General features: G+C 72.0%; 25 protein-coding genes. 16 read left to right on the top strand and 9 right to left on the bottom strand.

The window, feature by feature from the left end; translation table 11 throughout:
• Positions 1–130: 130 nt before the first annotated feature.
• Positions 131–3,847 (top strand): S8 family serine peptidase, encoded by a 3,717-nt coding sequence (locus AB4Z02_RS03865; protein WP_441969539.1) that lies wholly within the window; start codon positions 131–133, stop codon positions 3,845–3,847.
• Positions 3,848–3,940: 93 nt separating this feature from the next.
• On the opposite strand, the gene AB4Z02_RS03860 is transcribed toward AB4Z02_RS03865, so the two are convergent.
• Genes AB4Z02_RS03860 through AB4Z02_RS03850 form a run of 3 tightly spaced genes read right to left on the bottom strand, consistent with a single transcriptional unit; the run spans position 3,941 to position 6,355 of the window.
• Positions 3,941–5,152 (bottom strand): N-acetylglucosamine-6-phosphate deacetylase, encoded by a 1,212-nt coding sequence (locus AB4Z02_RS03860; RefSeq protein WP_441969424.1) that lies wholly within the window; start codon positions 5,150–5,152, stop codon positions 3,941–3,943.
• Positions 5,149–6,051: an SIS domain-containing protein gene (locus AB4Z02_RS03855; protein WP_441969422.1), complete on the bottom strand. Its 903-nt coding sequence runs from the start codon at positions 6,049–6,051 to the stop codon at positions 5,149–5,151. Before AB4Z02_RS03855 ends, AB4Z02_RS03860 begins: the two co-directional genes overlap by 4 nt.
• Positions 6,052–6,097: 46 nt before the next feature.
• Positions 6,098–6,355 (bottom strand): hypothetical protein, encoded by a 258-nt coding sequence (locus AB4Z02_RS03850; RefSeq protein WP_441969420.1) that lies wholly within the window; start codon positions 6,353–6,355, stop codon positions 6,098–6,100.
• Here AB4Z02_RS03850 and AB4Z02_RS03845 point away from each other — a divergent pair.
• From AB4Z02_RS03845 to AB4Z02_RS03815, 7 genes are read left to right on the top strand one after another with little or no spacing between them, the layout of a single operon-like run.
• Positions 6,345–7,622, top strand: coding sequence for an extracellular solute-binding protein (locus AB4Z02_RS03845; protein ID WP_441969418.1), 1,278 nt, complete (start codon positions 6,345–6,347; stop codon positions 7,620–7,622). The two genes, AB4Z02_RS03850 and AB4Z02_RS03845, sit on opposite strands and share 11 nt — an antisense overlap.
• A gap of 2 nt (positions 7,623–7,624) precedes the next feature.
• On the top strand, positions 7,625–8,521 hold the full coding sequence (locus AB4Z02_RS03840; protein WP_056883544.1) for a carbohydrate ABC transporter permease: 897 nt from the start codon (positions 7,625–7,627) through the stop codon (positions 8,519–8,521).
• A complete protein-coding gene (locus AB4Z02_RS03835; protein WP_235531423.1) occupies positions 8,518–9,357 on the top strand; it encodes a carbohydrate ABC transporter permease in 840 nt (279 codons plus the stop codon). Before AB4Z02_RS03840 ends, AB4Z02_RS03835 begins: the two co-directional genes overlap by 4 nt.
• A complete protein-coding gene (locus AB4Z02_RS03830; RefSeq protein ID WP_056883545.1) occupies positions 9,354–10,163 on the top strand; it encodes a DeoR/GlpR family DNA-binding transcription regulator in 810 nt (269 codons plus the stop codon). Before AB4Z02_RS03835 ends, AB4Z02_RS03830 begins: the two co-directional genes overlap by 4 nt.
• Before the next feature lie 2 nt (positions 10,164–10,165).
• Positions 10,166–11,107, top strand: a complete 942-nt coding sequence (locus tag AB4Z02_RS03825; protein WP_441969415.1) for an ROK family protein — start codon at positions 10,166–10,168, stop codon at positions 11,105–11,107.
• Positions 11,104–12,102 (top strand): 1-phosphofructokinase family hexose kinase, encoded by a 999-nt coding sequence (locus AB4Z02_RS03820; protein ID WP_441969413.1) that lies wholly within the window; start codon positions 11,104–11,106, stop codon positions 12,100–12,102. Before AB4Z02_RS03825 ends, AB4Z02_RS03820 begins: the two co-directional genes overlap by 4 nt.
• A 3-nt stretch (positions 12,103–12,105) precedes the next feature.
• Complete coding sequence (locus AB4Z02_RS03815) at positions 12,106–12,939, top strand: class II fructose-bisphosphate aldolase (RefSeq protein ID WP_441969411.1); 834 nt, start codon at positions 12,106–12,108, stop codon at positions 12,937–12,939.
• Here AB4Z02_RS03815 and AB4Z02_RS03810 read toward each other — a convergent pair.
• Entirely contained in the window at positions 12,936–13,499 is a 564-nt protein-coding gene (locus AB4Z02_RS03810; protein WP_441969409.1) for a TetR/AcrR family transcriptional regulator, read from the bottom strand. The two genes, AB4Z02_RS03815 and AB4Z02_RS03810, sit on opposite strands and share 4 nt — an antisense overlap.
• A gap of 48 nt (positions 13,500–13,547) precedes the next feature.
• On the opposite strand from AB4Z02_RS03810, the gene AB4Z02_RS03805 reads away from it, so the two are divergent.
• A complete protein-coding gene (locus AB4Z02_RS03805; protein WP_056883549.1) occupies positions 13,548–14,048 on the top strand; it encodes an FBP domain-containing protein in 501 nt (166 codons plus the stop codon).
• A 104-nt stretch (positions 14,049–14,152) separates the two neighbouring features.
• Entirely contained in the window at positions 14,153–14,776 is a 624-nt protein-coding gene (locus AB4Z02_RS03800; protein WP_441969407.1) for a histidine phosphatase family protein, read from the top strand.
• Positions 14,777–14,863: 87 nt separating this feature from the next.
• On the opposite strand, the gene nucS is transcribed toward AB4Z02_RS03800, so the two are convergent.
• Positions 14,864–15,559: an endonuclease NucS gene (nucS, locus tag AB4Z02_RS03795; protein WP_056884109.1), complete on the bottom strand. Its 696-nt coding sequence runs from the start codon at positions 15,557–15,559 to the stop codon at positions 14,864–14,866.
• 103 nt (positions 15,560–15,662) lie between these two features.
• On the opposite strand from nucS, the gene AB4Z02_RS03790 reads away from it, so the two are divergent.
• From AB4Z02_RS03790 to AB4Z02_RS03770, 5 genes are all read left to right on the top strand, one after another.
• On the top strand, positions 15,663–16,067 hold the full coding sequence (locus tag AB4Z02_RS03790; RefSeq protein WP_056883551.1) for a hypothetical protein: 405 nt from the start codon (positions 15,663–15,665) through the stop codon (positions 16,065–16,067).
• Between the two features lie 119 nt (positions 16,068–16,186).
• Positions 16,187–17,965, top strand: a complete 1,779-nt coding sequence (locus AB4Z02_RS03785; protein ID WP_441969404.1) for a 3-hydroxyacyl-CoA dehydrogenase family protein — start codon at positions 16,187–16,189, stop codon at positions 17,963–17,965.
• A 36-nt stretch (positions 17,966–18,001) separates the two neighbouring features.
• Positions 18,002–18,301 carry a hypothetical protein gene (locus AB4Z02_RS03780; protein WP_441969402.1) on the top strand — a complete coding sequence of 100 codons (300 nt, stop codon included), beginning with the start codon at positions 18,002–18,004 and terminating at the stop codon, positions 18,299–18,301.
• 66 nt (positions 18,302–18,367) lie between these two features.
• Entirely contained in the window at positions 18,368–19,294 is a 927-nt protein-coding gene (locus tag AB4Z02_RS03775) for an ABC transporter ATP-binding protein (protein WP_441969400.1), read from the top strand.
• Entirely contained in the window at positions 19,291–20,538 is a 1,248-nt protein-coding gene (locus AB4Z02_RS03770) for an ABC transporter permease (RefSeq protein ID WP_441969398.1), read from the top strand. Before AB4Z02_RS03775 ends, AB4Z02_RS03770 begins: the two co-directional genes overlap by 4 nt.
• Here AB4Z02_RS03770 and AB4Z02_RS03765 read toward each other — a convergent pair.
• From AB4Z02_RS03765 to AB4Z02_RS03750, 4 genes are all read right to left on the bottom strand, one after another.
• On the bottom strand, positions 20,499–21,854 hold the full coding sequence (locus tag AB4Z02_RS03765; RefSeq protein ID WP_056883556.1) for an AI-2E family transporter: 1,356 nt from the start codon (positions 21,852–21,854) through the stop codon (positions 20,499–20,501). The two genes, AB4Z02_RS03770 and AB4Z02_RS03765, sit on opposite strands and share 40 nt — an antisense overlap.
• Before the next feature lie 49 nt (positions 21,855–21,903).
• Positions 21,904–23,244, bottom strand: a complete 1,341-nt coding sequence (gene ccrA, locus AB4Z02_RS03760) for a crotonyl-CoA carboxylase/reductase (RefSeq protein ID WP_056883557.1) — start codon at positions 23,242–23,244, stop codon at positions 21,904–21,906.
• Positions 23,245–23,395: 151 nt separating this feature from the next.
• The gene (mce, locus tag AB4Z02_RS03755; protein ID WP_056883558.1) at positions 23,396–23,836 is read right to left on the bottom strand and encodes a methylmalonyl-CoA epimerase; all 441 of its coding nucleotides are present in this window, start codon (positions 23,834–23,836) and stop codon (positions 23,396–23,398) included.
• Between the two features lie 106 nt (positions 23,837–23,942).
• Positions 23,943–24,512, bottom strand: coding sequence for a hypothetical protein (locus tag AB4Z02_RS03750; protein ID WP_056883559.1), 570 nt, complete (start codon positions 24,510–24,512; stop codon positions 23,943–23,945).
• 88 nt (positions 24,513–24,600) lie between these two features.
• Between AB4Z02_RS03750 and AB4Z02_RS03745 the strand changes: the two genes are divergently transcribed.
• Positions 24,601–25,041: a YbaB/EbfC family nucleoid-associated protein gene (locus tag AB4Z02_RS03745; protein WP_056883560.1), complete on the top strand. Its 441-nt coding sequence runs from the start codon at positions 24,601–24,603 to the stop codon at positions 25,039–25,041.
• The last annotated feature ends 7 nt before the right edge of the window (positions 25,042–25,048 follow it).

Below are 25,048 nucleotides of genomic sequence, written 5' to 3'. Positions count from 1 at the left end.
ACGTGGCCGTTTCGTCGCCTAAGTTCGCCCCGCGCGCGGTGAATCAGTGGGGGCGGGTGTCCTCCACACGCCCGGCCCAAGTGGGGGGCGAATGGTTGTGTGGCCGCGCGACGAAGGAGACCCCGTGTCGATGCATCATCTGGGGCGGCGCCACCGCGGCTACGTAGCCGTGGTCGGTGTCAGTGCCCTGTCGGTAGTGGCGGCTGCCGCGCTCGGAACCTCGAGTGCCTCCGCCAGTGTGAACCCGAGCGCGCCCAAGCACCGCGGCTCGCTCGTGGACGTCCCCAAGGGACTCAAGAGTGCCGGCTCCTACCGGCTTGGCACCCAGCGCAGCGGGGCCGAGAAGGTGGACCGCTCGCTGGTGGGCGCCAAGGGCCAGGTCGACGTCATGATCGAGCTCGACGCCGCCCCCGCCTCCTCGGCGTTCGGGCTGGCCCGGGCGCGCGGGACGGCGGCCGCCACGACGGCGTCCCGCAACCAGACTGCCGCGGTCAAGCGCGCGCAGGCTGCTGTCGAGTCCCACTTCGGGGCCTCCGCCACCAAGGCGAAGACGCTGTACCGCGCGCACGCGCTGTACTCGGGCGTCGCGGTCCGCACCGACGCGAGCAAGCTCCAGGCCCTCGCCGCCCTCCCGGGCGTCAAGGCCGTGCACCGCATCACCCCCAAGCAGGCCTCCAACTCCTCCTCGGTGCCGCTCATCGGCGCCCCCGAGGTCTGGAAGGGCCGCGGCGAGACGGGCCAGGGCGTCCGCGTCGGCGTCATCGACACGGGCATCGACTACACCCACGCCGACTTCGGTGGCCCCGGCACCAAGGCGGCGTTCGACGCTGCCAAGGCGAGCAACACCTTCACGCCCACGGCCAAGGTGGTCGGCGGCTACGACTTCGCCGGTGACGCCTACAACCCCAGCGAGGGTGTGGGCACGCCCGTCCCGGACGCCAACCCCCTCGACTGCGAGGGCCACGGCTCCCACGTCTCGGGCACCACGGCCGGGCTGGGCGTCAACAAGGACGGCTCGACCTACACGGGCGGCTACTCCAAGGACATCGACCCCGCGTCGCTGAGCATCGGCCCGGGTGTCGCACCCGGCGCCAGCCTCTACGCGCTCAAGGTCTTCGGCTGCGAGGGTGACACCAGCATCGTGGGCCAGGCCCTCGACTGGGCCGCCGACCCCAACGGTGACGGCGACCTGTCCGACCGCCTCGACGTCGTCAACATGTCGCTCGGCTCGAGCTACGGCTCGCCCGACGACCCCGACTCCGTCGCCAGCAACAACCTCGCCGCGCTCGGCACCGTCGTCGTCGCCTCCATGGGCAACAGCGGTGACGTCTACGAGGTCGGCGGCGCCCCGGGCAACGCCACGCGCGTGCTCGCCGTGGCTGCCTCCGACGACGGCAACGACGTCGTCGACGGCCTCAAGGTCGACAGCCCGGACGACATCGAGCCGGCCGACACCGTCGACGGCAAGCAGGACAACGTCTTTGCCGCGCTGAAGTCGGTGGCCTACGACTGGGCGAACAAGCCCGGCCTCAGCAACACCGACGTCGTCACCCTCGGCGACTGGAGCCAGCCGCCGTCGGACACGAACAACACCGACGGCTGCTCGCCGCTGTCCACGGCCGACGCGGCTGCGGTCGCCGGCAAGGTCCTCATGACCATGTGGCTCGACGGCACGGGCCGTCGCTGCGGCTCGGTGGGTCGTTCGGGCAACGCTGAGACCGCCGGCGCCGCCGGCGTCATCTTCGGCAGCGACGTCAACTCCTTCTCCGCCGGTGTCACCGGTTCCGAGGTCATCCCGGCGATGCTCCTGGTCAACCAGGGCACCGAGGCGATCAAGGGCCAGCTCGACGCGGACCACGCAGTCAAGGTCACCATGACCAACGACCTGCGCAACTCGGTCGTCGTCGTCAACAAGGGCGCGATCGACCAGCTCGCGGGCTTCTCCTCGCGCGGCATCGGCGTGGCGAACAACGTCAAGCCCGACGTCGCGGCCCCGGGTGTCACCACCTTCTCGGTGGCGGTCGGCACGGGCAACGAGGGCATCGCCGAGAGCGGCACCTCCATGGCCTCCCCGCACGTGGCCGGCCAGGCCGCGCTCGTGCGTGGCCTGCACAGCACCTGGAGCGTCGAGGAGGTCAAGGCCGCCATCATGAACACGGCGACCCAGGACGTCTTCGTCGGCCAGGACCACACCGGTGCCGTCTACGGCCCCGAGCGGGTCGGCTCCGGCCGCGTCGAGGTGGACGACTCCGTCGGCACCTCGACCCTGGCCTACAGCAAGGACACCCCGGGCGCGGTCAGCGTCTCCTTCGGTCCCGTGGCGGTCACCGCCCCGACGACCACGCTGACCAAGACGGTCAAGGTCGTCAACAAGCGGCCCACCGGCTCCGCGGCCTACACGATCGGCTACAAGGCGGCGCACCCCACCCCTGGCGTCACCTACTCGTTCAGCCCCACCCAGGTGAACCTCGCGGCCGGCGCCTCGGTCGACGTCAAGGTCACGGCCACGATCACCAAGGCCAACCTGCGCGTCGCCCAGGACCCGACCACCTCGCCCGACCCGCTGGACATCGGCCTGCAGCGCAGCTTCCGGACCGACGCGAGCGGCCGCATGGTCCTCACCCCGGTCGGGTCCACGCCCGGTGGCGCCCTGCGCGTGCCGGTGTGGTCGGCTCCGCGGCCGGCCTCGGTGATGTCCTCCACGGGCAACGCCACGGTCAGCGGCGGCAGCTCCGTCAAGTGGGGCAAGCTCACCCTCACGGGCACCGGTGTCGACCAGGGCGGCGTCTCGGGCTACCAGTCCAGCGTCTCCGCGGTCGAGCTGCAGGGCATGAGCTCCAAGATGCCGAGCTGCAGCAGCACGCTGGCGGTCAACTGCATCGCCTTCGCTGACGACCGTTCCGCGGACCTGCGCTACGTGGGTGCCGGCTCGGACTACAACATGGCGGGCAACCTGGACGACAGCACGCTGACCTTCGCGGTCAACAGCTGGGGCCCGTGGCGCACGCCCGCGTCGTACACCGAGTTCGACGTCCTGCTCGAGACCGACGCCACCAACGCCGGGCCAGACGCAGCCGTCTACAACACCCGCGTGTCGACGACGGACGACTACGACTACTTCCTCTCGGAGCTGGTCGACCTGCGCAAGAGCTCGGACACCTACGGTGAGGTCCTCGACGACCAGCTCATCAACGGCATCGACGGCTCCTTCGACACCAACGTCTTCAACAGCGACTCGCTGGTGCTGCCGGTGTCGATGGGGGTCCTCGCGGACGCCGGGCTCGTCAAGGACGCCTCCGCCAAGCTCAAGTACTGGGTGGAGTCGTACTCGGCGGAGGCTGGGGCGGTCGACACGATCGGCTCGTCCTCGGCGCCGATGACCATCAGCGTGGGTTCGCCCGCCCTGTCGGCCTTCGGTGACTTCTGGACGCTGCTGAACACCGACCTCCCGGGTCAGGTGCTCCGCATCCGTCGCAACGACGCGGCCTACGCCACGGACAAGCCGATCGGCCTGATGCTGGTCCACCACCTCAACACCGACGGCCTGCGCTCGCAGGTGGTCCGGGTCAAGGCGGCGACCAGCACCACGCTGTCGACGAACGACCGCGACTTCGGCTACGGCTACCGCCCGACGCTGACCGCCACGGTCGCCCCGTCGCTGACCACCGGCACGGTGACGTTCATGGACGGCACCAAGAAGCTGGGTACGGCCACGGTCTCGGGCGGCAAGGCCACCTTCAAGGCCCCCGTCCTGGCACGCGGCACGCACTCGCTGAAGGCGGTGTACGGCGGCTCGACCGTCTACCTGTCCTCCACGTCGGCGGCCCTGTCGGTGGTCGTGCGCTGAGCACCCACCACCACGCCTGACCAGTGGGCCCCTGCCGGGAGGCAGGGGCCCACTGCCGTCCCGGCGCCCAGGGGAAGAGCGGGGCGTATGGCGTCAGAGCCAGGCGCCGCGGCGCAGCACCCGCACGAGCTCGAGCGACTCGTCCGCGACGACGACATCGGCGTGGCCACCCGGCGCCAGGGCGCCGACCTCGGCCAGGCCCACGGCACGTGCCGGCGTGGCCGAGGCGGCGGTGACGGCGTCGACGAGGTCGATGCCGAGGTCCTGGACGCAGCACCGGACCTGCTCGAGCAGGGTCGAGACCCCGCCGGCGAGCGAGCCGCCCTCGGTGAGGCGGGCCTCCCGGCCGGTCACGGTGACCGAGCGACCGCCGAGGGTGTGCGCGCCCTCGGGCAGCCCGCTGGCGGACATCGCGTCGCTGACGAGGGCTATGGCTGCGGAACCCGCGGTGTCGAACAGCAGCCGCACGGTCGGACCTGCGAGGTGCACGCCGTCGGCGATGACCTCCACGACGGCCTCACCGCGGACCGCGGCGCCGAGGGCGGCGCCGACCGGCCCGGGGGCGCGGTGGTGCAGTGGCGGCATCCCGTTGAACAGGTGGGTCACGAGGGCCTTGCCCCCGGCGCCGCCGTACCCCGCCACGGCGGCGAGCGCTGCAGCGCACGTGTCGTGGTCGGCGTCGGTGTGCCCCAGGGACGCGACGACTCCGTGGTCGGCCAGGGCCGAGGGCAGCTCGCTGCGGGGGTCGCGCTCGGGGGCGAAGGTCATGTGGCGCAGACCGCCCCCTGCAAGGGTGCAGAGGTCCTCCACGAGGTCGAGGTCGACGTCGACCAGCGCCGCCGGGTCCTGGGCGCCGCACCGCACGCTCGACAGGAACGGCCCCTCGAGGTGGATGCCGGCGAGCACTCCGGACTCGACCAGGGGGGCGAGCGTGGAGACGCCTTCGCGCAGCATCCCGGCGGGGGCGGAGACCAGCGAGGCCACGACGGAGGTGGTCCCGTGGCGCTGGTGGTGCTCGGCCGCGACGAGGGACCCGGCCGTCCCCACGCCGAACTCGCCGCCGGCACCCCCGTGGCAGTGGAGGTCGACCAGGCCCGGGAGCAGCGTGAGCCCCGGGCGCCACCACGTCGGGGTGAGTGCGTCCGACCAGCCGTGGCCGAGCTGTCGGGCCGACTCGGGCCGCGGGCCGACGTGGACGATGCGACCGTCCTCGACCGCCACCACCCCGTCGGCGACCACGCCGTCCGGGGTCACGAGCCGGCCGGGCAGCAGCTGTCGGGGGACGGCGTGCGGTGCGGAGGTCACGACAGGATGATGGACCTCGTGAGGTGGCGGGGGCGATCCGGGTCGACCCCGGCGCGTCGCGCCTTGAGCAGGCAGAGCCGGTGGACCCGCAGCAGGTCGGCGAGGGGGTCGATGTCGCGGTGCTCGAAGTGCCCGCCGGTGGCCTGCACGTCCTCGGCGAGGCCGGCGGGGACCTCGCCGAAGGCCCAGGTGGCCCTGCCGGCCGTGGTGATGCTGATGGGGCCGTGGCGGTACTCCATGGCGGGGTAGGCCTCGGTCCAGAACTGCGCGGACTCCCGCAGCTTGAGCGCTGCCTCCTGCGCGAGCCCGACGGTCCAGCCACGGCCGAGGAAGGTGAGCTGCTCGGCGTCGGCGACACCGGCGAGGGCGGTGTCCTCGTCCTCGGCGAGGACCGCCTCGGCGTCGGCGACGGCGCGGCCGAGGTCCTCACCCAGCGTGGCGCGCAGCAGGAAGAGCGTGGTCGTCGCGAAGCGGGTCTGCACGACCGACCGCTCGTCGACCTCGGCCATGAGCAGGCAGTCGCTGCCCAGCTCGGTCAGCCGCGTGCCCGCCGTCGCCACGATGGTGGTCACGCGCACGCCGCGCTCCCGCAGGCCTGCGACCAGCTCGATGACCTCGGTCGTCGTCCCCGAGCGGGAGATCGCGACGACGTGGTCGAAGGTCCGGCCCGTCGGGAACTCGCTGGCGGCGTGGGCCTCAGTGACGCCGTGGCCGCCCTGCTCGCGCAGGACGGCGTAGGCCCGGGCCATGTAGTAGGACGTCCCGCAGCCGACGACGGCGACGTGGTCACCGGGGCGGGGGAGGACCGCGGTGGCCTCGTCGACCCGACCCAGCACAGTGGCCCAGTCGGCCGGCTGCGTGGCGATCTCGGCGGCGACATGGCTGGTGTAGTCGGTCATCGGTGCCCCTCTGTGAGCGGATAAGAGTGGCTGAAGTGTTCCGCACTCAGATTCGATCAGTCAAGACGTGCCGGGTTTGCGCCGCTTTGCGACGGTGGGTCGCCGGGACGATCGCGAAAGTCGCCCAGAAGTGCTTGACGAGGGCGCGGTGCCGGGCCATGGTTTCCCTCATGCTTCGGCGAACATGAGCGAAGCGCGCTTCAAACGACAGGAAACGATCATCCGACTCGGGCCGCGGCTCGGTCGCGACCCGGGCCCTGCCGAAGCGTTCAATGACGAACACGAGGAGCGACGTGCGCACCACGACTTCAGGACACACAGCGGCGCTGCGCTGGGGCGTGCTCGCCCTCGGCGCGGGCCTGGCCCTGGCGGCCTGCTCGGGCGGGACCGGGGCGGGGTCGGCCGGCGGAGGGGGCAACTCCGGGAAGAAGGCGACCACCATCAAGCTGGTCGCCGCGGAGTACTCCAAGGACCACACCAAGGCGTTCTGGGACAAGTTCGCCACCGACTACAAGGCGAAGACCGGCAACACCCTCGAGGTGCAGATCGTCAGCTGGGACGACATCGACCAGCAGAGCTCGACGATGGTCCAGAACAACAACCCGCCGGACATCCTCAACCTCAACGCCTACGCGAGCTACGCCAAGGACGGCCTGCTCTACAGCGCCGACGACGTGCTCTCCAGCTCGGTGAAGTCCGACCTGCTCGACGCCTTCGTCAAGTCGGGCACCTACAACGGCAAGATGTACGGCATGCCGGACCTCAGCTCGGCCCGCGCCATGTTCTACAACAAGGCGCTGTTCAAGAAGGCCGGCATCGCCGCCCCGCCGAAGACCTGGGCCGAGTTCGAGCAGGACGCCACCAAGATCGCGGGCCTCGGCGACGGCAGCATCGGCTACGGCCTGCCGCTGGGCCCGGAGGAGTCGCAGGGCGAGTTCTCCATCTGGATGTTCAACAACGGCGGGGACTGGAAGAAGGACGGGAAGTGGACGATCAACTCCCCGGAGAACGTCGAGACGCTCACCTTCCTCAAGTCGCTGGCGACCAAGAAGCTCACGCAGAACAACCCCGGCAAGACCAACCGGCAGGACGCGTTCGACCTGTTCGCCTCCGGCAAGGTCGGCATGGTCGTCGGCTTCTCCCCGCTGGCGGCCACCCTCGACGGGGCCAAGAAGGTCGACTACGGCGTCGCGCCGATGCCGACCAAGGCCGACGGCGGTGAGCCGCAGACGTTCGGCGTCACCGACTACCTCATGGCGTTCAAGAAGACGGGCAACCAGGACGCGGTGAAGGCGTTCTACGACCTGTACTACCAGAAGGACCAGGTCAACACCTTCATCAAGGCCGAGGGCTTCCTGCCGGTGACCAAGTCCGGCATCGAGCAGTTCAAGTCCGACACCAAGCTCGCGACCTACCTCGAGACGCTGCCCAACGCGCACCTGACGCCGACCGACGACCCCACGTGGGACAAGGTCAAGCTGGCCGTGCAGCAGAACCTCGGCACCGCCGTGACGGGTGACCCGAAGGCCGTGCTCGACAAGCTGCAGAAGTCCGCCGAGGCCGGCAGCTGAGCATGAAGAGACGAGGTGAGGCGTCGGGTCCCGTCGCGCTGCTGTGGCTGGGGCCCGCGCTCATCCTCATCGCCGGGGTGGTCGTCTACCCCGCCGTGGAGCTGGTCAAGGCGTCGCTCTCGCGCTACTCCATCACGGGGCTGCGCAAGGGCGACGCCGGGCTGGAGAACTTCCGCGGCGTCCTGGCCAACGAGTCCCTCGGCACGGTCCTGACCAACACCCTGGTGTGGGTGGTCGCGGTCGTCGTGCTGACGATCCTCATCAGCCTCGGGGTCGCGCAGTTCCTCACCAAGGACTTCTGGGGCCGGCGGGTGGTGCGGTGGGCGGTCATCGTGCCGTGGGCCGCGTCACTGGTCATCACCGCGCGACTGTTCAGCCTCATCTACAGCTACTACTACGGCACGCTCAACGCGCTGCTGTTGAAGCTGCACGTCATCAGCACGCCGATCGACTTCCTCGGCGACGACCGCTGGATCATGCCGTCGATGGTGGCGGTCGGGGTGTTCGTCTCGATCCCGTTCACCGCCTACGTGTTCGTCGCCGGGCTGCACGCCATCCCCAGCGACGTCTACGAGGCGGCGCGCATCGACGGCGCCTCGCCCTGGAAGGTGTGGCGGCTGATCACGCTGCCGCTGCTGCGCCCGGCCGTCCTCGTGGCGACCGTGCTCAACATGATCTACGTGTTCAACAGCTTCCCGATCATCTACACGCTCAACGAGTCCAACCCCGGGTTCGGCCACGACACGACGATCACGTTCATGTACAAGCTGGCGTTCAAGAGCGCCGAGAAGGACGTGGGCCAGTCGGCGGCCGCGGGCCTGTTCAACGTGCTGCTCATCCTGGTGGCCGTCGTCGTCTACCTGCGGGTCTCGCGGTGGCGTGAGGAGGAGCAGTCGTGAACGGCACCCTGAGCTGGCGCAGGATCCGCCCGGCGGCCATGCCGGTCATCGGGCTCGCGGTGGCGCTGGCGTTCCTGTGGCCCTACCTCGTGATGCTGCTCGACGCCTTCCGGCCCAGTGGCGACGTCGTCACCACCCCCGCCTCGATCCTGCCGCGGGAGTGGAAGTGGACGACGTTCAGTGAGGTGGTCGGTGACGAGCGGTTCCGCGCGTGGCTGCTGACCTCCGTCGTCGTCGCCGTGGCCTCAACGGTGATCGTGGTGCTCGTCGCGGTGCCGGCGGCCTACTTCACCGCCCGGTTCCGCTTCCGGGGGCGCATTGCGTTCCTGTTCCTCGTGCTGATCACGCAGATGTTCTCGCCGACCTCGCTGGTCGTCGGCATCTACCGGGAGTTCTTCTCCCTCAACCTCGTCAACACCTACCTCGCCCTCATCCTCACCAACGCGGCGTTCAACCTGGCCTTCGCGGTCTGGATCCTGCACGGTTTCTTCGCCTCCATCCCCAAGGAGGTCGAGGAGGCGGCCGAGCTCGACGGGTGCGGCCCGGTGACGCGGCTGCGGCGGATCATGCTGCCGCTGACGCTGCCCGGCCTCGTGACGGCGACCATCTTCACCTTCATCGCGGCCTGGAACGAGTACGTCGTGGCGCTGACCCTCATGCTCGACGACAGCAAGAAGCCGCTCACCGTCGGCATCAACTCCTACGTCACCGGCTACGAGCAGAACTGGGACCAGCTGTTCGGCGCCTCGATCATCGCGATCGTGCCGGTCGTGATCCTGTTCGCGATCATCGAGAAGCACCTCGTGGGGGGCCTGACGGCCGGGTCGGTCAAGTGAGCGCCTCCGTCTCGCGGCCGCAGGACCGCGGCGCGCGGTGGAGCGCCCTGCTCGGGCTGCTCGCCGAGAACGGGAGGCTGAGCGTCGCCGAGGTCGTCGAGGCGCTCGGGGTCTCCGAGGCCACCGTGCGGCGCGACTTCACCGACCTCGCGGCCCAGCAGCTCGTGACCAGGACGCACGGCGGCATCGTCGCGTCGGCGGTCGCCTACGACCTCCCCGCCCGCTACAAGCAGGCCGGCACCGACACGGCCAAGGACCGGATCGCGGCGTACGCGGCCGACCTCGCCGTCGAGGGGTCGGTGGTCGGCTTCAACGGCGGGACCACGACGAGTGCGGTCGCGCGCCGCCTGGCGGCGCGTGCCGACCTCGCGAGCTCGTCGCGGCGACCGGCGATCACCGTGGTGACCAACGCCCTCAACATCGCCACGGAGATGGTGCTGCGCCCGTTCGTACGGTGCGTGTCGCTCGGTGGCGTGGCGCGCACCGAGTCCTACGAGCTGTCCGGGCCACTCGCCGCGATGGTGCTCGGGGAGCTGTGGCTCGACACGGTCTTCCTCGGCGTCGACGCGGTCTCCGGCTCGGCCGGCGCCATGTGCCACCACGAGGGGGAGGCGGGCATCAACGCCCTCATGGTCGAACGCGCCCAGCGCGTCGTCGTGGTGGCCACCGGCGCCAAGCTCGGCCGCAGGGCGTTCGCGCGCATCTGCCCACCGTCGCGCATCGACCTGGTGGTCACCGACAGCACCGCACCCGAGGACGCCGTCGCCGACCTGCGTTCTGCCGGCGTCACCGTGGACGTGGTCTGACGGTGGACCCGCACGACGCAGCGACCGACGTGGTCGCCGCCGTGGACGTGGGCGGCACCCGCACCAAGGCGGCGCTCGTGGCGCGCGACGGCCGCGAGGTCGTCTCGACGACGGTGCCGACACCGACCGGCTGTGCGCTCCCGGGCGTCCTGGTGCAGCATGTGGAGCAGGTCGTGCGCGACCTGCTGGCCGCGCAGGGGGCAGTGCAGCAGGTCGTCGCCTGCGGGGTGGTCGTTCCCGGGCTCGTCGACGACGAGCGGGGGGTCGCCCGCTGGTCGGCCAACCTCGGCTGGCGCGACCTGGCCGTCGGCGCGCCGCTCTCCGCGCGGCTCGGGCTGCCGGTCGCCCTCGGCCACGACGTCCGCGCGGGACTGGTGGCAGAGGCCAGGCTGGGCGCCGCCCGCGACGACCGGCACGTCCTGTTCGTCCCGGTGGGCACGGGCATCGCGGGCGCCCTCATGGTCGACGGGCACGTCCTGCTCGCCGACGGCTACGCGGGCGAGCTGGGGCACGTCGTCGTCGACCCCGGGGGCCCTGAGTGCGGCTGCGGGGCTCGCGGGTGCCTGGAGGCCGTCGCGTCCGCGGCTGCCGTCGAGCGCGCGTACGCTGCGGTGGCCGCCACGCCACCAGGACCTGGGGGACGGGTCTCTGCGGAGGAGCTCGCGGCCCTCGTCGATGCGGGCGACGTTGCGGCGCAACAGGTCTGGGAGGTCGCTGTCGAGGCTCTCGCGACTGCGGTGACCGCGGCCGTGACCCTGACAGGCGTCGACCTGGTGCTCGTGGGGGGAGGCCTGGCCGAGAGCGGGGAGACCCTGCTCGGGCCGTTGCGCAGTGCGGTCCGCGGCCGGCTGACGTTCCAGCGGATGCCGCGCATCGAGCGACCCCTGCTCGGCGACCGGGCCGGCTGCCTCGGGGCGGCCTGCCTCGCCTGGGACCTCGCATGAACGTCGCACCGGACGAGCCCGGTGTGGTGCTCACCGTCACCCCCAACCCGGCCCTCGACGTGACCTACGACGTCGAGCGGCTGGTGCCCCACGCCAGCCACCGCGTGCTGGCGGTGCGCGAGGTGGCCGGGGGCAAGGGGCTCAACGTCGCCGGGGTCCTGCGGTGCTGCGCGGTGCCGGTGCTCGCCACCGGTGCGGTCGGCGGACCGACGGGGGAGCAGCTGCGGGCCGACCTCGACGCCCGCGGAGTCACCCACCGCTTTGCCCGGTCCTGCGCCCCCACGCGGCGCACGACGACCGTCGTCAGCCTGGCGGACGGTGATGCCACGGCGTTCAACGAGCCCGGCGCGGCGTGGCCGGTCGAGGCGTGGTCGGCGCTGGTCCAGCACGTGGCCGACCTCGTCGACCAGCACCCGGTGCGGGTGCTGGTCGCGTCGGGCAGCCTGCCGCCGGCGCACAGCGAGGGGTCCCACCCGGGCGCCGACGGAGGGCCCTCCTTCGCCGACCACGCCTACGCCGACCTGACCCGGGTCGCGCACGACGCCGGGCTACCCGTCGTGGTCGACGCCTCCCGCGCCGCGCTCCTCGGCGCCCTCGCGGCGGGCCCCGACGTGGTGAAGCCCAACGTGCACGAGCTCCGCGAGGCGACCGCCGTGCAGGATCCCTTGGAGGGCGCAAAGGCGCTGCAGCGCAAGGGCGCTCGTCACGTCGTGGTCTCGCTGGGCGCCGAGGGCGTCCTGGCGGTTGCTCCGGACGGAACGGTCGTGCGAGCCGGCCTGGGGGAGCACCTGCGCGGCAACCCCACCGGCGCCGGCGACGCCGCCGTGGCAGCGATCGCAGCCGGGCTGGCCAGGGGAACAGCGTGGGACGAGTGCCTGCGTGACGCCGTGGCCTGGTCCGCCGCGGCGGTGCTGCAACCCACCGCGGGCGTCGTCGACCCTGCCGACATCGACCGCCTGCGCGCCGCCGTGCGCGTCGAGACGACAGGGAGCTGAACCGTGCTCGTACCGCTCAGGGAACCGCTCGAGCAGGCTCGCGCCGCGGACCGGGGGCTCGCGGCATACAACGTCGTGCACCTCGAGCACGCCGAGGCACTGGTCGGGGCGGCGGAGGACACCGGCCTCCCGGTGGTGCTCCAGGTCAGCGAGAACGCCGTGCGCTTCCACGGTTCCCTGGCCCCGATCGCCCTGGCCACGCGGACCCTGGCTGAGCGGGCGACCGTACCCGTCGTCCTGCACCTCGACCACGCGGTCTCGGTGGACCTGGTGCGCGAGGCGCTCGACCTCGGCTTCACCTCCGTGATGTTCGACGGGTCACGGCTCGACGACGCCACCAACCGTTCCACGACCCGGGAGGTGGTCGCTCGCTGCCACGACCGCGGGGTCGACGTCGAGGCGGAGCTCGGCGAGATCGGCGGCAAGGACGGCGTGCACGCACCGGGGGTGCGCACCCGGCCCGAGGACGCGCGACAGTTCGCACTGGACACGGGGGTCGACGCGCTCGCCGTGGCTGTCGGCTCCTCGCACGCGATGACTGAGCGCACTGCGGCACTCGACCTCGAGCTGGTCGCTGCGATCCGGGAGGCGGTCCCGGTACCGCTGGTGCTCCACGGCTCGTCGGGCGTGCCGGACGAGGGCCTCGTCGCCGCGGTCCGGGCCGGCATGACCAAGGTCAACATCGCCACGCACCTCAGCAGCGTCTTCACCGCCGAGGTGCGTCGGGCGCTGGCCGCCGACCCGGACCTCGTCGACAGCCGCAAGTACCTCGCGCCGGCCAGGGCTGCGGTGCGGGCCGAGGCGGCCCGCCTGCTCGAGCTGCTCGCCCTGCGCTAGGCCCAGCTGCGCAGCGCGTGGTCCAGGGCGTCGAGCGAGCGCTCGAACGACGTCCCGAGGTCGCGGGGGTGGTGGCTGAAGCCGCCCGAGGCCTCCAGGCCGAGGAACCCGTAGACGGTGGACAGCACGAGTCGCGCGGCATCGGTCTCGTCCGGGTCGGTCAGGCCGTACCCGCGCAGCACGGCCCGCACGAGCTCGCCGTGCCGGGGCGCGGCGCTGGCGGCGAGCGTGACGGGGTCGAGCTCCTGCTGCATCGCGGTGTAGCGACCGGGGTGGGCGAGCGCATAGTGCCGGTACGTCGTCGCGAAGGCCTTCAGGGCGTCCTTGCCTGCGAGGCCCGCCACGGCGTCCGCGAGCAGGTCGGCGAGCTCGGCGAGCGCGAGGACGGTGACCCGGGTGCGCAGGTCCCCCAGGCCCGCGACGTGGGAGTAGAGGCTGGCGTCCTTGACGCCCAGGCCCCGGGCGAGTGCCGCCAGGCTGATGGCCTCGAAGCCGACCTCGTCGGCGAGGTCGGCCGCGGCCACCGTGAGCCGCTCCGGGGTGATGCCTGCCCGCGCCATGTCGCTCCCTAAACTAGGGGTTCTAGGTTTTGACCTATAGTACCTAGTATGCAGGAGCTGACCGAGACCCAGATCAGGACGTCGTTCGTCAATGCCACCAAGGGCGAGTCCAAGCGCCTGGTCCTGCCCAAGGACCTGACCTCGCGGCCGTGGGCCGACCTCGACTTCCTCGGCTGGCGCGACCCTGCTGCACCCCAGCGCGCCTACCTCGTGGTCCCGGACGGCGGGTCGGCCACGGGGGTCGCACTGCGGCTCGCCGACTCCTCGGCCGGACGACGCCGCCGCAACATGTGCGCGGTGTGCCTGACGACGCACCCCGGTGACGGCGTGGCGCTGATGACGGCGCGACGGGCGGGACGGTCGGGGCAGCTGGGCAACTCGGTCGGCACCTACCTGTGCAGCGACCTCGCCTGCTCGCTCTACCTGCGTGGGCTGCGCAGCGCAGGGCCGGGCGCACGGATGCAGGAGTCGCTGTCGCTGGAGGACCAGGTGGACCGGCTGCTCGCCCGGCTGCACGCCTTCCTGGGCAGCGTCGCCCGCGAGGCCTGAACCGTCAGGGCGCGCGCCGGCGCCGGCGCCGGCCCCGACCCGGCCCACCGCGGTGCTGACGCCGAACGACCCCCTCACCCGGCCCGGCGGCATACCCTCGGTCCGTGAGCGACCTCCACTGTCCCGCAACGCTGCTCGTCGCCCGCCACGGTGACGCCGAGTACGGGCACCCCTCGGTGCTCTCCGACGAGGGCGGCTGGCTCAGCGACCGGGGCCGCGAGCAGGTGCGCGACCTCGCGGCGTCGCTGCGGGACCGGCGGGTCGCCCGCGTCTACACCAGCGTCCTCCAGCGTGCGGTCGAGTCCGGCTGCCTCGCCGCGGAGGTCCTGGGGGTGGACAGCGTGGCCGTCGACGGGCTCGCGGAGTTCTCCGTCGGGGCGCTCGCCGGGCGGCCGCACGACGACCACGAGCTGGCCTCGGTCTTCCGCGCCTGGATGCACGGCGACCTCGGCCGGTTCATCCCGGGCGGCGAGACCGGCGCCGAGGTCGTGGCGCGCTACCGGGAGGCGCTGCAGTCGATCGCGGACCTGCACCGTGGGGAGACGGTGCTGGTCTTCAGCCACGGCGGCGTCATGTCGTTCGTCCTCCCGCGCATCGGGGGAGTCGTGCGCGCGGACCTGGTCGAGCAGGCGTTCCTGCCCAACTGCGGGATCGCCGAGGTCGAGGTCGACGGGGACGGCTTCCGGGTGCGGTCGTGGCCGGGGTCGAGCGACCGCGCCGTCGTCTGAGCGTCGGAGCCCGATGGATGGCGACCGGCGGGTGGCCGGCCAGCGCCGGGTCGGGTGGCCGGCCTGCGCCGGCCGGGTGGCCGCGGCTCAGAAGAGGCGGGTCGTCGTGTCGTCGATGCCGCGCAGCGCGTCGTAGTCGAGGGTGACGCAGCGGATGCCGCGGTCGGTGGCCAGCGTGCGCGCCTGCGGCTTGATCTCCTGCGCCGCGAAGATCCCGGTGACGGGGGCCAGGTGCGGGTCGCGGTTCATGAGCTCGAGGTAGCGGGTCAGCTGCTCGACGCCGTCGATGTCTCCGCGCCGCTTGATCTCGACCGCCACCGACGCGCCCCCGGCGTCACGGCACAGGATGTCGACCGGGCCGATGGCGGTCATGTACTCGCGTCGCACCAGCGACCAGCCCTCGCCGAGGGTGTGGATGTGCTCGGCCAGGAGCTTCTGCAGGTGGGCCTCCACGCCGTCCTTGACCAGGCCCGGGTCGACCCCGAGCTGGTGGGAGGAGTCGTGCAGCACCTCGTGGATGAGGACGCGCAGGCGGTCCTCGGACTTGGCGTGCTGGACCTGCCAGACCGTCTGCACGCCCTGCTCGGCCTCGTGCTCCTCCGGGGTGACCTCAGCCATGGCGCACGGCGGTGACATCCAGTTGAGCGGCTTGTAGGAGCCGCCGTCGCTGTGCACCAGGACCGAGCCGTCGGCCTTGACCAGGAGCAGCCTGGTCGCGAGGGGGAGGTGGGCGGACAGCCGCCCGTCGTAGTCCACCGAGCACGTCGCAATCACCAGTCGCACGAGGCGCAACTCTACGGCGGACGGTGACGTGGTCGTGACCAGGACCTCATTGCATCGACGAGGGGGCGGGCGCACACTCGAACCTGAGGTGAGGTGAGCACCCATGCTGATCCTGCTGGGCAACGTCGCCGGGCTGGCCATCGTCGTCGCCACCGGCATCGCCGTGCTGCGCTGGGTCAACACCGGCAGGGCCCCCCGCCTGCTGCGCCCGCTGCTCGACCGACTCGAGCGCGCGGTGGCCCGGCGAAGGCCCCGGCACGAGCCGCTGCCACCGGTCCTGCTCGCCCTCGAGGTCAGCCGGCTGGCGGGGCACGTGCGCACCGTGGACCAGTCGGACCTGCCCAACAAGGCCGAGCGGCTCATGGCCGCCCGGCTGGCCTACGACCACGCCCTGCGCGACTACTGCCGGGCCGTCGACGTGCCCGTGCCCACCGCCATCCGGGGGTTGTCGCGTGAGCAGCGCTTTGACCTCGAGACGGCGCTCATCGGGGCCGGCCACGAGTGGTGAGCGCGTGCGCCGGCCGGTGACAGAGGACCCTCCCGCTCGTCGTGTGCCGGTGCGCGGGTGGCGACCGTCACCCCGGCCAGGGGTCCACGCGGCGAACTGCCTCTGACAGACTGCGCCGCATGGCTCGTGAGTTCAGCAAGGTCGCTGTCGTCGGTCTCGGCACCATGGGTGCAGGCATCGTGGAGGTGTTCGCCCGCAACGGCATCGACGTCGTCGCGATCGAGGTCGACGAGGCGGCGGTCGAGAAGGGCCGCGGCGTCCTGCAGCACTCGACGGACCGGGCCGTCTCCCGCGGCAAGCTCTCGATCGACGACCAGGCGGCGCTGCACTCGCGGGTGCACTTCACCTCGAGCATGGACGACGTGGCCGACTGCCAGCTCGTCATCGAGGCGGTGCCCGAGCACCTGGACCTCAAGAAGGAGGTCTTCGCCAAGCTCGACGCCGTGGTCGGTCCCGACGCGATCCTGGCGACCAACACCTCCTCCCTGTCGGTCACCGAGATCGCCGTCGCCACGAGCAACCCCAAGCGGGTCGTGGGCATGCACTTCTTCAACCCGGCCCCGGTGCTGCAGTTCGTCGAGGTCATCCGCACGGTCGTCACCGAGGACGAGGTCTTCGAGGACGTCAAGGCCCTCGCCCAGCGCCTCGGCAAGCAGCCGGTCGTCGTCGGCGACAAGGCCGGCTTCATCGCCAACGCGCTGCTGTTCGGCTACCTCAACCACGCCGTCGCGATGTACGAGAGCCGCTACGCGAGCCGCGAGGACATCGACGCCGCCATGAAGCTCGGCTGCGGCTACCCGATGGGCCCGCTGGCCCTCATGGACCTCATCGGCCTGGACACCGCCTACGAGATCCTCGACACGATGTACAAGCAGGGGCGCGACCGCCTGCACGCGCCGAGCCCGATCCTCAAGCAGATGGTCAGCGCGGGCCTCAAGGGCCGCAAGAGCGGCCGCGGCTTCTACACGTATGCCGAGCCGGGCAGCTCCCAGCTCGTGGACGACGCCCTCAGCCCGGCCACCGCCGGGGGGACCCACGTGGCCACCCGTACCGTGCGCACCGTCGGTGTCGTGGGGTCGGGGACCATGGCGACCGGCATCGTCGAGGTGTTCGCCAAGGCCGGGTTCGACGTCACCTACGTCACCCGCAGCAAGCCCAAGGTCGACGCCGTGACCGCCGCCGTCACCAAGTCGCTCGAGAAGGCCGTCCAGCGCGGCAAGCTCACCCAGGAGGACCGCGACGAGGCGCTCACCCACCTCACCGGCTCCACGTCCCTTGAGGACCTGGCGACCGTCGACCTGGTCGTCGAGGCGGTCGTGGAGGACCTCGCGGTCAAGCGGGCGCTCTTCGAGAACCTCGACGAGATCTGCAAGCCCGGTGCGGTCCTCGCGACCACCACGTCATCGCTGCCGGTGGTCGAGTGCGCTGCGGCGACCAGCCGTCCGCAGGACGTCGTCGGCATGCACTTCTTCAACCCGGCCCAGGTGATGAAGCTCGTCGAGGTGGTGCACACCGTCTCGACCGCGCCCGAGGTGGTGGCCACCGCGCAGGAGGTCTGCGCCCGCGTCGGCAAGCACGTGGTGACGTGCGGCGACCGGTCGGGGTTCATCGTCAACGCGCTGCTCTTCCCCTACCTCAACGACGCCGTGAAGATGCTCGAGGCCAGCTACGCCACGGCCGACGACATCGACACCGCGATGAAGACCGGGTGCGGCCTGCCCATGGGTCCCTTCGAGCTGCTCGACGTGGTGGGACTCGACGTCGCCCTGGCCATCCAGCGCGAGCTCTACCTCGAGTTCCGCGAGCGCGGGTTCGCCCCGGCGCCCCTGCTCGAGCACCTGGTCACCGCCGGCTACCTGGGGCGCAAGACCGGACGCGGCTTCCGCACCTACGCCTGACGGCGCGCCCCGGGAGGGCTCTGCGAGAATCGGGGAATGCCCCGAGCCAACCGGCGCCGCCGCGACGACGTCCCGCTGAACGTCGACCGCGCCGTCGGCGGGCTCACGCGGCGCGAGTCGTACGGCGGCACGGAGTGGTTCGTGCGGCGGGTCACCGGTGCCTCCTCCAGCAGGGCCTACCGGTGCCCGGGCTGCCAGCAGGACATCGCCATGGGGACTCCGCACGTCGTCGCCTGGCCGGCCGAGGGCATCGGTGGGCTCGACGACCGGCGCCACTGGCACACCACGTGCTGGCAGGCGCGCGAGCGGCGGCACACGACCGGCTCCTACCGCTGACCCGGTCGTCCCCGGCTGGGACGTTCGCCTCTGGGGAGGCCGGCTCCACGGGGTGACGGTGGACGGGTGTCGGACGGGCTGCGGGTCGACCGCGTGGTGCACGCCTTCGGCGACCGCGTGGCGCTCGACGGCGTCACCTGCGAGGTGCCGGCGGGGCGCCTGACCGGCCTCCTGGGTCCCAACGGCGCCGGCAAGACCACGCTGATGCGCATCCTGCTCGGTGTGCTGCCCGCCGACGGTGGCGAGGTCTGGCTCGACGGCCGGCGCCTGGAGGACGTCCACGACCGGCGCAGCTGGGGCTACATGCCGCAGGAGCGTGGGCTGTACCCGGCGATGACCGCCGGTGCGCAGCTCGTGCACTTCGGCCGCCTGCACGGGCTCCCACGCGAGGAGGCCACGCGCCGCGCTCGCGACCTGCTCGAGGAGCTCGAGCTCGGCGACCGGTGGGACGAGCGCACCGACCGGCTGTCCGGCGGTATGCAGCAGCGGCTCCAGCTCGCTGCCGCGCTCGCGCACGGCCCGGAGGTCGTGGTGCTCGACGAGCCGTTCGCCGGCCTCGACCCCGTGGCGGTAGAGCAGCTCTCGGCGATGCTGCGGCGACGCGCCGACGACGGGTGCCTCGTCCTCTTCTCCAGCCACCAGCTCGACCTCGTGCAGGACCTGTGCGAGGACATCGTCATGGTCGACCACGGCCGCACGGTGCTGGCGGGGTCGGTGTCGGGGCTGCGCGCCGCCTCGGGGCAGCGACGGCTGCGGCTGCAGCTGGCCTCAGCCCAGCGGGGCTGGGTGCAGGCGTTCGAGGGCGTCGAGGTGGTCAGCGACCACGCCGACGACCTGCGGCTCACCGTGCCGCCGCAGGTCGACCCGCTGCGGGTGCTCGACGCCGCCCGTGCCTGCGGACCGGTGCTCGACTTCGGCCTCGAGCTGCCCACGCTCTCCGAGCTGTTCCTGGCCGCGGTGTCCGCGGCACCCGTCCGGGAGGTCGTCCGGTGACCTGGTGGCGGGGGACGGCCCTGGTCACCGAGCGCAGCCTCCTGGAGACCTTCCGCTCGCGCGCCTACCGGATCATCACGGCGGTCCTGCTGCTCGCCTCGGCGGCCGCGGTCGTGGTGCCCCGGCTCGTGCTCACCGGCCCCACCCACTACACGCTCGCCACGGTGGGCGTGGCGCCGTCGCCGTTGCGCGCCGCCCTGCAGGCGGCCGCAGGCCAGGGCGGCTACTCGGTGGACTACACCCCGCGCGACACGCCGGCCGCGGTCCGGGCCGCCGTCCGGGACGGCGACGCCACCGCGGGACTCGCCGACGGCAGCCTCTACACCGGGCCCGGGGTGGCCCAGACGTTCCCCGCGGTCGTCGCGCAGGCGGTCGCCTCCGTCGAGGTCACCGCGCGCCTGCGTGGCGCAGGCCTGACCCCCGCCCAGATCGCCTCGGTCGCGGCGGTGCGGCCGCCCCCGCAGGTGGTGGTCGGCCGGCCCGACAGCGCCGAGCGGGCCGCCGTCGGCTTCGGGGTCGGTATCGCGCTCTACCTCGCGATCACGTTCGCGGGCAGCACGATCGCCACGGCCGTCGCGGTCGAGAAGTCGACCCGGGTCTCCGAGGTGCTGCTCGCCGTGCTCCGGCCCAGCCAGGTCCTGGTCGGGACCGTGTCGGCGGTCGGCGCCGCCACGCTGGCCCAGCTGCTCGTGCTCGGGACGCCGCTCGCCGTCGCGGTGCGGCTCGGCTACGTGGGGCTGCCGGCCGTGGCCAGCGGGGACCTCGCGCTCGGCGTCGTCTGGTTCGTGCTGGGCTTCGGGCTCTACGCGTTCCTGTTCGCCGCGTCGGCAGCGCTGGTGGACAAGGTGACGGAGGCCAGCGCTGCCGTCGCGCCGGTCACCACGGTGCTCGTGCTCGGGTACCTCCTGAGCATCATGGTGGTGACGGGGGACCCGTCGAGCGGGTGGAGCACGGCCATCTCCCTGTTCCCGCTGAGCGCGCCGATGGCGATGCCGATCCGGTGGTCGGGCGGCCAGGTCCCGGTGTGGCAGCTGGCCGCCGCGATGGTGCTCACGGCCGCGACGGCGGTGCTGCTCGTCGGGGCCGGGGCTGCCGTGTACCGGCGCGCGCTGGTGATCACCGGCCACCGGGTGCGCTGGTCCGAGCTCTTCGGACGCCGCAGGCCGCGGGGCGGGGTGACCGGGCGTCCGCCCTCGCCGCCGGCTCAGTGGCGACGCTGGCGGGGGAGGAGGACCTCTTCGTAGAGCAGCAGCAGTCCCGCGGCCACGGGGATGGCCAGCAGGGCGCCGAGCACCCCGAGCAGGGTGCCGCCGGCCAGGGCGGCCACGACCGTCACGGCGCCGGGCACCGAGACCGTGCGCTGCATGACCTTCGGCGCCACGACGTAGTTCTCGATCTGCTGGTAGATGACGTAGTAGGCGAGCGCGATGAACATCTTGCGCGGCTCGTCGAAGACCGCCACGAGGCACACGACCGAGGCGCCGAGCGTGGCTCCCACCATGGGGACCAGGCCCAGGAAGCCGACCGACACGGCGAGCACGGCGGCATACGGGATCCCGACGATGGTCATCATGATCCAGGAGCAGAACGCGTTGACCGTGGCCACGGCGACCTGGCCGATGGCGTAGGACCCGGTCCGCCGCATGATCTCCTCGGAGAGCGACACGACGCGCGGGCGGCGCGAGGCCGGCACGACGGCATACGCCGCCTGCTTGACGCGCGGCAGGGAGGCGAGCAGGAAGAGGGTCAGGACGAGGACGGTGAACGCCTGGAAGATGCCCGTGACGACCGCGGCGCCGACCCCCAGCACGCCGCCGAAGACCGAGCCGAGGAAGCCGCTGTCGGTGATGCGCTTGTTGAACTCGCTCTGGATCTTGTCAACCAGGTCGTAGTGCTGGTCGAGGTCCTGGACCCAGTGGCTCTTGAGGACCTGGTCGAGCCAGTCCGGCGCCTGCGCGACGAGCTGTCCGCCCTGGGTGATGACGGGCGGCACCACGACGACGCCGAGCAGCGCGAAGACGACCACGAGACCGGCGAACACGATGGCCACGGCGCCGCCGCGCTTGACCCCTCGCCGGGTGAGCGTCTCGACCACCGGGTTGAGGGTCAGGGTGAGGAAGAAGGAGATGACGAGGATCGTCAGGACCGTCGTGAGCCGGCCGAGGGTGTGCCAGAGCAGCAGCGCGGCCAGGACCCCGAGCGCCCCGACGAAGCCCATGTAGAAGGGGGACTGCCGGTTGAGGGGGCGTCCGGCCATGCCGTACCGCGTGCTGGCGCCGGCCGCCGCCCCCTCGGTGCCGGTCGTGTCCAGCTCCTCGACGGCGGGCGCGGAGGTGCCGGTGCCCTGTCCGGCGCCCTGACCCGCGCCGTCGACCGCTGCCGGCGCCTCGCCCGGGGACTGGCCCCCCTGGGAGGACGGGCGCAGGCCGGGCAGCACCTCGGCGAGGACGTCGGTGACGGAGGACGAACCGTTGGGGGCGTCGCGGTGCGGGTGGTTGCTCGCCCGCAGGGCCTCACGCTGGGTGCGCCGGAACTCGCGCCACCGATCAAGCACCGACATGTCCCGACCCTATGCCACCGCAGGCGCGCGCCGAGGTGACGACTCGGCGTCAGGCGTTGCGGAACCGGTTGATCTGCGGGAGCAGACGCGCACGCTTCTCGGGGTCCGTGACGCCGAGCCCCTCCTCGGGGGCGAGGGTCAGCACGCCGACCTTGCCCTGGTGGGCGTTGCGGTGGACGTCGAGCGCGGCCTGCCCGACCTCTTCCATCGAGTAGGTCTTCGACAGGGTCGGGTGGATCAGCCCGCGGTTGATGAGCTCGTTGGCCTCCCACGCCTCGCGGTAGTTGGCGAAGTGCGAGGACACGATCCGCTTGAGGTTCATCCACAGGTAGCGGTTGTCGTACTCGTGCATGTAGCCCGAGGTCGACGCGCAGGTGACGATGGTGCCGCCCTTGCGCGCCACGTACACGCTGGCACCGAAGGTCTCACGGCCCGGGTGCTCGAAGACGATGTCGACGTCGTACCCGCCGGTGAGCTCACGGATCTTCTTGCCCAGCCGCTGCCACTCACGAGGGTTCTGCGCGGTGCCCTCCTCGTTCCAGAAGGCGTAGCCCTCGGCGCTGCGGTCGATGATCAGCTCGGCGCCCATGTCGCGGCAGATCTGCGCCTTCTCGGGCGAGGAGACGACGCACACCGGGGTCGCGCCGCCGGCCAGGGCCATCTGCGTCGCGTAGGACCCCAGGCCGCCGGAGGCGCCCCAGATGAGGACGCGGTCGCCGAGCTTCATGTGGGCACCGTTGGTGGAGACCAGCTGGCGGTATGCCGTGGAGTTGACCAGGCCGGGAGACGCCGCCTCCTCCCACGACAGGTGGGCGGGCTTGGGCATCAGCTGGTTGGCCTTGACGATGGCGAGCTCGGCGAGGCCACCGAAGTTCGTCTCGAAGCCCCAGATGCGCTGCTGCGGGTCGAGCATCGTGTCGTTGTGGCCCTCGGCGTCCTCGAGCTCCACCGAGAGGCAGTGGGCGACGACCTCGGTGCCGGCCTTCCACTTGGTGACGCCGGGACCGGTGCGCAGCACGACGCCGGCCAGGTCGGAACCGACCACGTGGTAGGGCAGGTCGTGCCGCTTGGCGAACTCCGAGGTGCGGCCGTAGCGCTCCAGGAAGCCGAAGGTCGAGACCGGCTCGAAGATCGAGGTCCAGACGGTGTTGTAGTTGATCGCGCTGGCCATGACGGCGACGAGCGCCTCGCCCGGTGCGAGATCTGGGACCGGCACCTCGTCGAGGTGCAGCGACCTGCGCGGGTCCTTCTCCTTGGTCGCCATGCCCTCGAACATGCCCACCTCGTCCTTGTGCACGGTCACGGCACGGTAGGACTCGGGGAGGGGGAGGGCGGCGTACGTCTGCTCGGTGCGGTCCCCGGAGAGGATGGCGTCGCGGATGTCCTGCATGGGATGTGGCTCCTCGGCGTCGTCGGCGTCACTGCTCGGCTGCGGCCGAAACTACTGCTGGGTAAGGCAGTTCGACGGGCAGTGAGACTCCGGTCACGCGGTGACCTACCTCACCCGGCCGCAGCGCTGGCGCCCGCGCGGGCGGACGGGCTCAGTGCGTCTCGTGGGCGGGCTCGACGAGCTCGACGAGCACCCCGCCTGCGTCCTTGGGGTGGATGAAGTTGACCCTGCTGTTGGAGGTGCCGCGGCGCGGCTCGTCGTAGAGGAGGCGCAGCCCGCGGTCGCGCAGCACGGCGCTGACGTCCTCGAGGTCCTCGACGCGGTAGGCGACCTGCTGGACGCCGGGGCCCGAGCGGTCGAGGAACCTGGCGATGGTGGACTCGGGGGAGAGTGGGGCCAGCAGCTGGATGTGGGAGCCGCTGTCGCCGACCGCCATCATCGCCTCGCGGACACCCTGCTCCTCGTTGACCTCTTCGTGGGCGAGCCTCATGCCGTAGGTGTCGCGGTAGAAGACGACGGCCGCGTCGAGGTCGGCGACCGCGATCCCCACGTGGTCGATGGCGGTGAAGAGCTCGGTCGGCAGCGCGTTCATGCGCCCAGCCTAGGTCCGTCGACCGCCCTGCCGACATGAGCGATCCGTCACGTCGGCGGAGGGATCCGTCACCTCGGCGCAGGGCCGGGCGCCGCAGGACCGGTCGTCAGGACCGGTCGCCGAGATGGGGTGCGAAGAAGTCGCGGGTGCGGGCGTCGGCGGCGAGCTCGGGCCGCTCCATGAGCCACTGCGCCAGGACGCCGACGGCACGCTCCCACCCCCGGTCGCGAGCGGTGAACCGGGCCACCGGCTGCTTCTGCCCCTGCGCCATGACGAAGACCCGGGACGGCCGCTGGCGGCCGTCGACCGAGGAGGCCCCGACGTAGTGGACCGAGACGACCTGCTCCCGGGGGGTGTCGGTGCGGCGGCGCCCCACCCGCAGGCGCACGCCGTCGGCGTCGAGGACCTCGCGGTACGACGCGGCGTACCAGACGCCCACGGGCAGCACCACGAGCAGCACGGCCACGATGAGCCAGCCGATGACGCTGCCGACGGCCCCGATGCCCGACCCGCGGAAGGGCGCCATCCAGTCGCCCTCCGTGACGGCAAGCCGGACTGCGGCCAGCATGCCCACCCACAGGGCGGCGGCGGCCGGGCCACCGATCCACAGCAGCGGCCAGGGCGTCCGCACCACGACGCGCTCGGTGCGGGAGGGACGACGCAGGTCGCTGGACATGGCTCGATCGTAGACACCGGAGGGGGTCGCCGGGATGGGGAGTTCTCCCCGTTGGCCCCAACTGTCCGCTGCGCTACCTTCGTCCACCATGGGGACCATTCCGGACTACTCGTCGGCCGACGCCGCCCGCGAGACCATCGCCCGCCAGACGCAGGAGGCGATCGAGAAGGCCCGCCGCGCCACAGCCTGGAGGCAGGAGATCGACGCCCTGCGCGGCCACGGCAGCGCCGACCGCGGAGCCGTCAGTGCCACCGTCGAGGTGTCGGGGATGCTGGTCGACCTCGAGGTCTCCGACCAGGCCGCGCAGCGCGGGGGGCGTGAGGTGGCGGCCCTGGTCGTCGAGGCGGTCAAGGCGGCCCAGCGCGACGTGGGTCGCAAGGTCATGGAGGCCTCCGAGCAGGAGTGGGGCGCCGAGTCCAGCACGACCGACCGCATGCGGGCCGAGGTGACCGGTCGCTTCGGGTCCCTCGAGGACCCGGACGCGCCGAGCCGGGGGCTGCCGGGCGCCGACATCAACTGGGGCCGCTGAGCCCGAC

The sequence above is a fragment of the Pedococcus sp. 2YAF34 genome (assembly GCF_052114585.1).
GTDB lineage: Bacteria > Actinomycetota > Actinomycetes > Actinomycetales > Dermatophilaceae > Pedococcus.
This window is presented reverse-complemented; position numbering and strand designations above follow the sequence as displayed.

Excerpts from the sequence above, each read along its gene's own strand:
- mce (WP_056883558.1), bottom strand. The coding sequence starts at position 23,836 with ATGAACGCGCTGCCGACCGAGCTCTTCACCGCCATCGACCACGTGGGG.
- AB4Z02_RS03820 (WP_441969413.1), top strand. The coding sequence starts at position 11,104 with ATGAACGTCGCACCGGACGAGCCCGGTGTGGTGCTCACCGTCACCCCC.
- AB4Z02_RS03865 (WP_441969539.1), top strand. The coding sequence starts at position 131 with ATGCATCATCTGGGGCGGCGCCACCGCGGCTACGTAGCCGTGGTCGGT.
- AB4Z02_RS03785 (WP_441969404.1), top strand. The coding sequence starts at position 16,187 with ATGGCTCGTGAGTTCAGCAAGGTCGCTGTCGTCGGTCTCGGCACCATG.
- AB4Z02_RS03745 (WP_056883560.1), top strand. The coding sequence starts at position 24,601 with ATGGGGACCATTCCGGACTACTCGTCGGCCGACGCCGCCCGCGAGACC.
- AB4Z02_RS03750 (WP_056883559.1), bottom strand. The coding sequence starts at position 24,512 with ATGTCCAGCGACCTGCGTCGTCCCTCCCGCACCGAGCGCGTCGTGGTG.
- ccrA (WP_056883557.1), bottom strand. The coding sequence starts at position 23,244 with ATGCAGGACATCCGCGACGCCATCCTCTCCGGGGACCGCACCGAGCAG.
- AB4Z02_RS03840 (WP_056883544.1), top strand. The coding sequence starts at position 7,625 with ATGAAGAGACGAGGTGAGGCGTCGGGTCCCGTCGCGCTGCTGTGGCTG.
- AB4Z02_RS03855 (WP_441969422.1), bottom strand. The coding sequence starts at position 6,051 with ATGACCGACTACACCAGCCATGTCGCCGCCGAGATCGCCACGCAGCCG.
- AB4Z02_RS03805 (WP_056883549.1), top strand. The coding sequence starts at position 13,548 with ATGCAGGAGCTGACCGAGACCCAGATCAGGACGTCGTTCGTCAATGCC.
- AB4Z02_RS03780 (WP_441969402.1), top strand. The coding sequence starts at position 18,002 with ATGCCCCGAGCCAACCGGCGCCGCCGCGACGACGTCCCGCTGAACGTC.
- AB4Z02_RS03765 (WP_056883556.1), bottom strand. The coding sequence starts at position 21,854 with ATGTCGGTGCTTGATCGGTGGCGCGAGTTCCGGCGCACCCAGCGTGAG.
- AB4Z02_RS03790 (WP_056883551.1), top strand. The coding sequence starts at position 15,663 with ATGCTGATCCTGCTGGGCAACGTCGCCGGGCTGGCCATCGTCGTCGCC.
- AB4Z02_RS03810 (WP_441969409.1), bottom strand. The coding sequence starts at position 13,499 with ATGGCGCGGGCAGGCATCACCCCGGAGCGGCTCACGGTGGCCGCGGCC.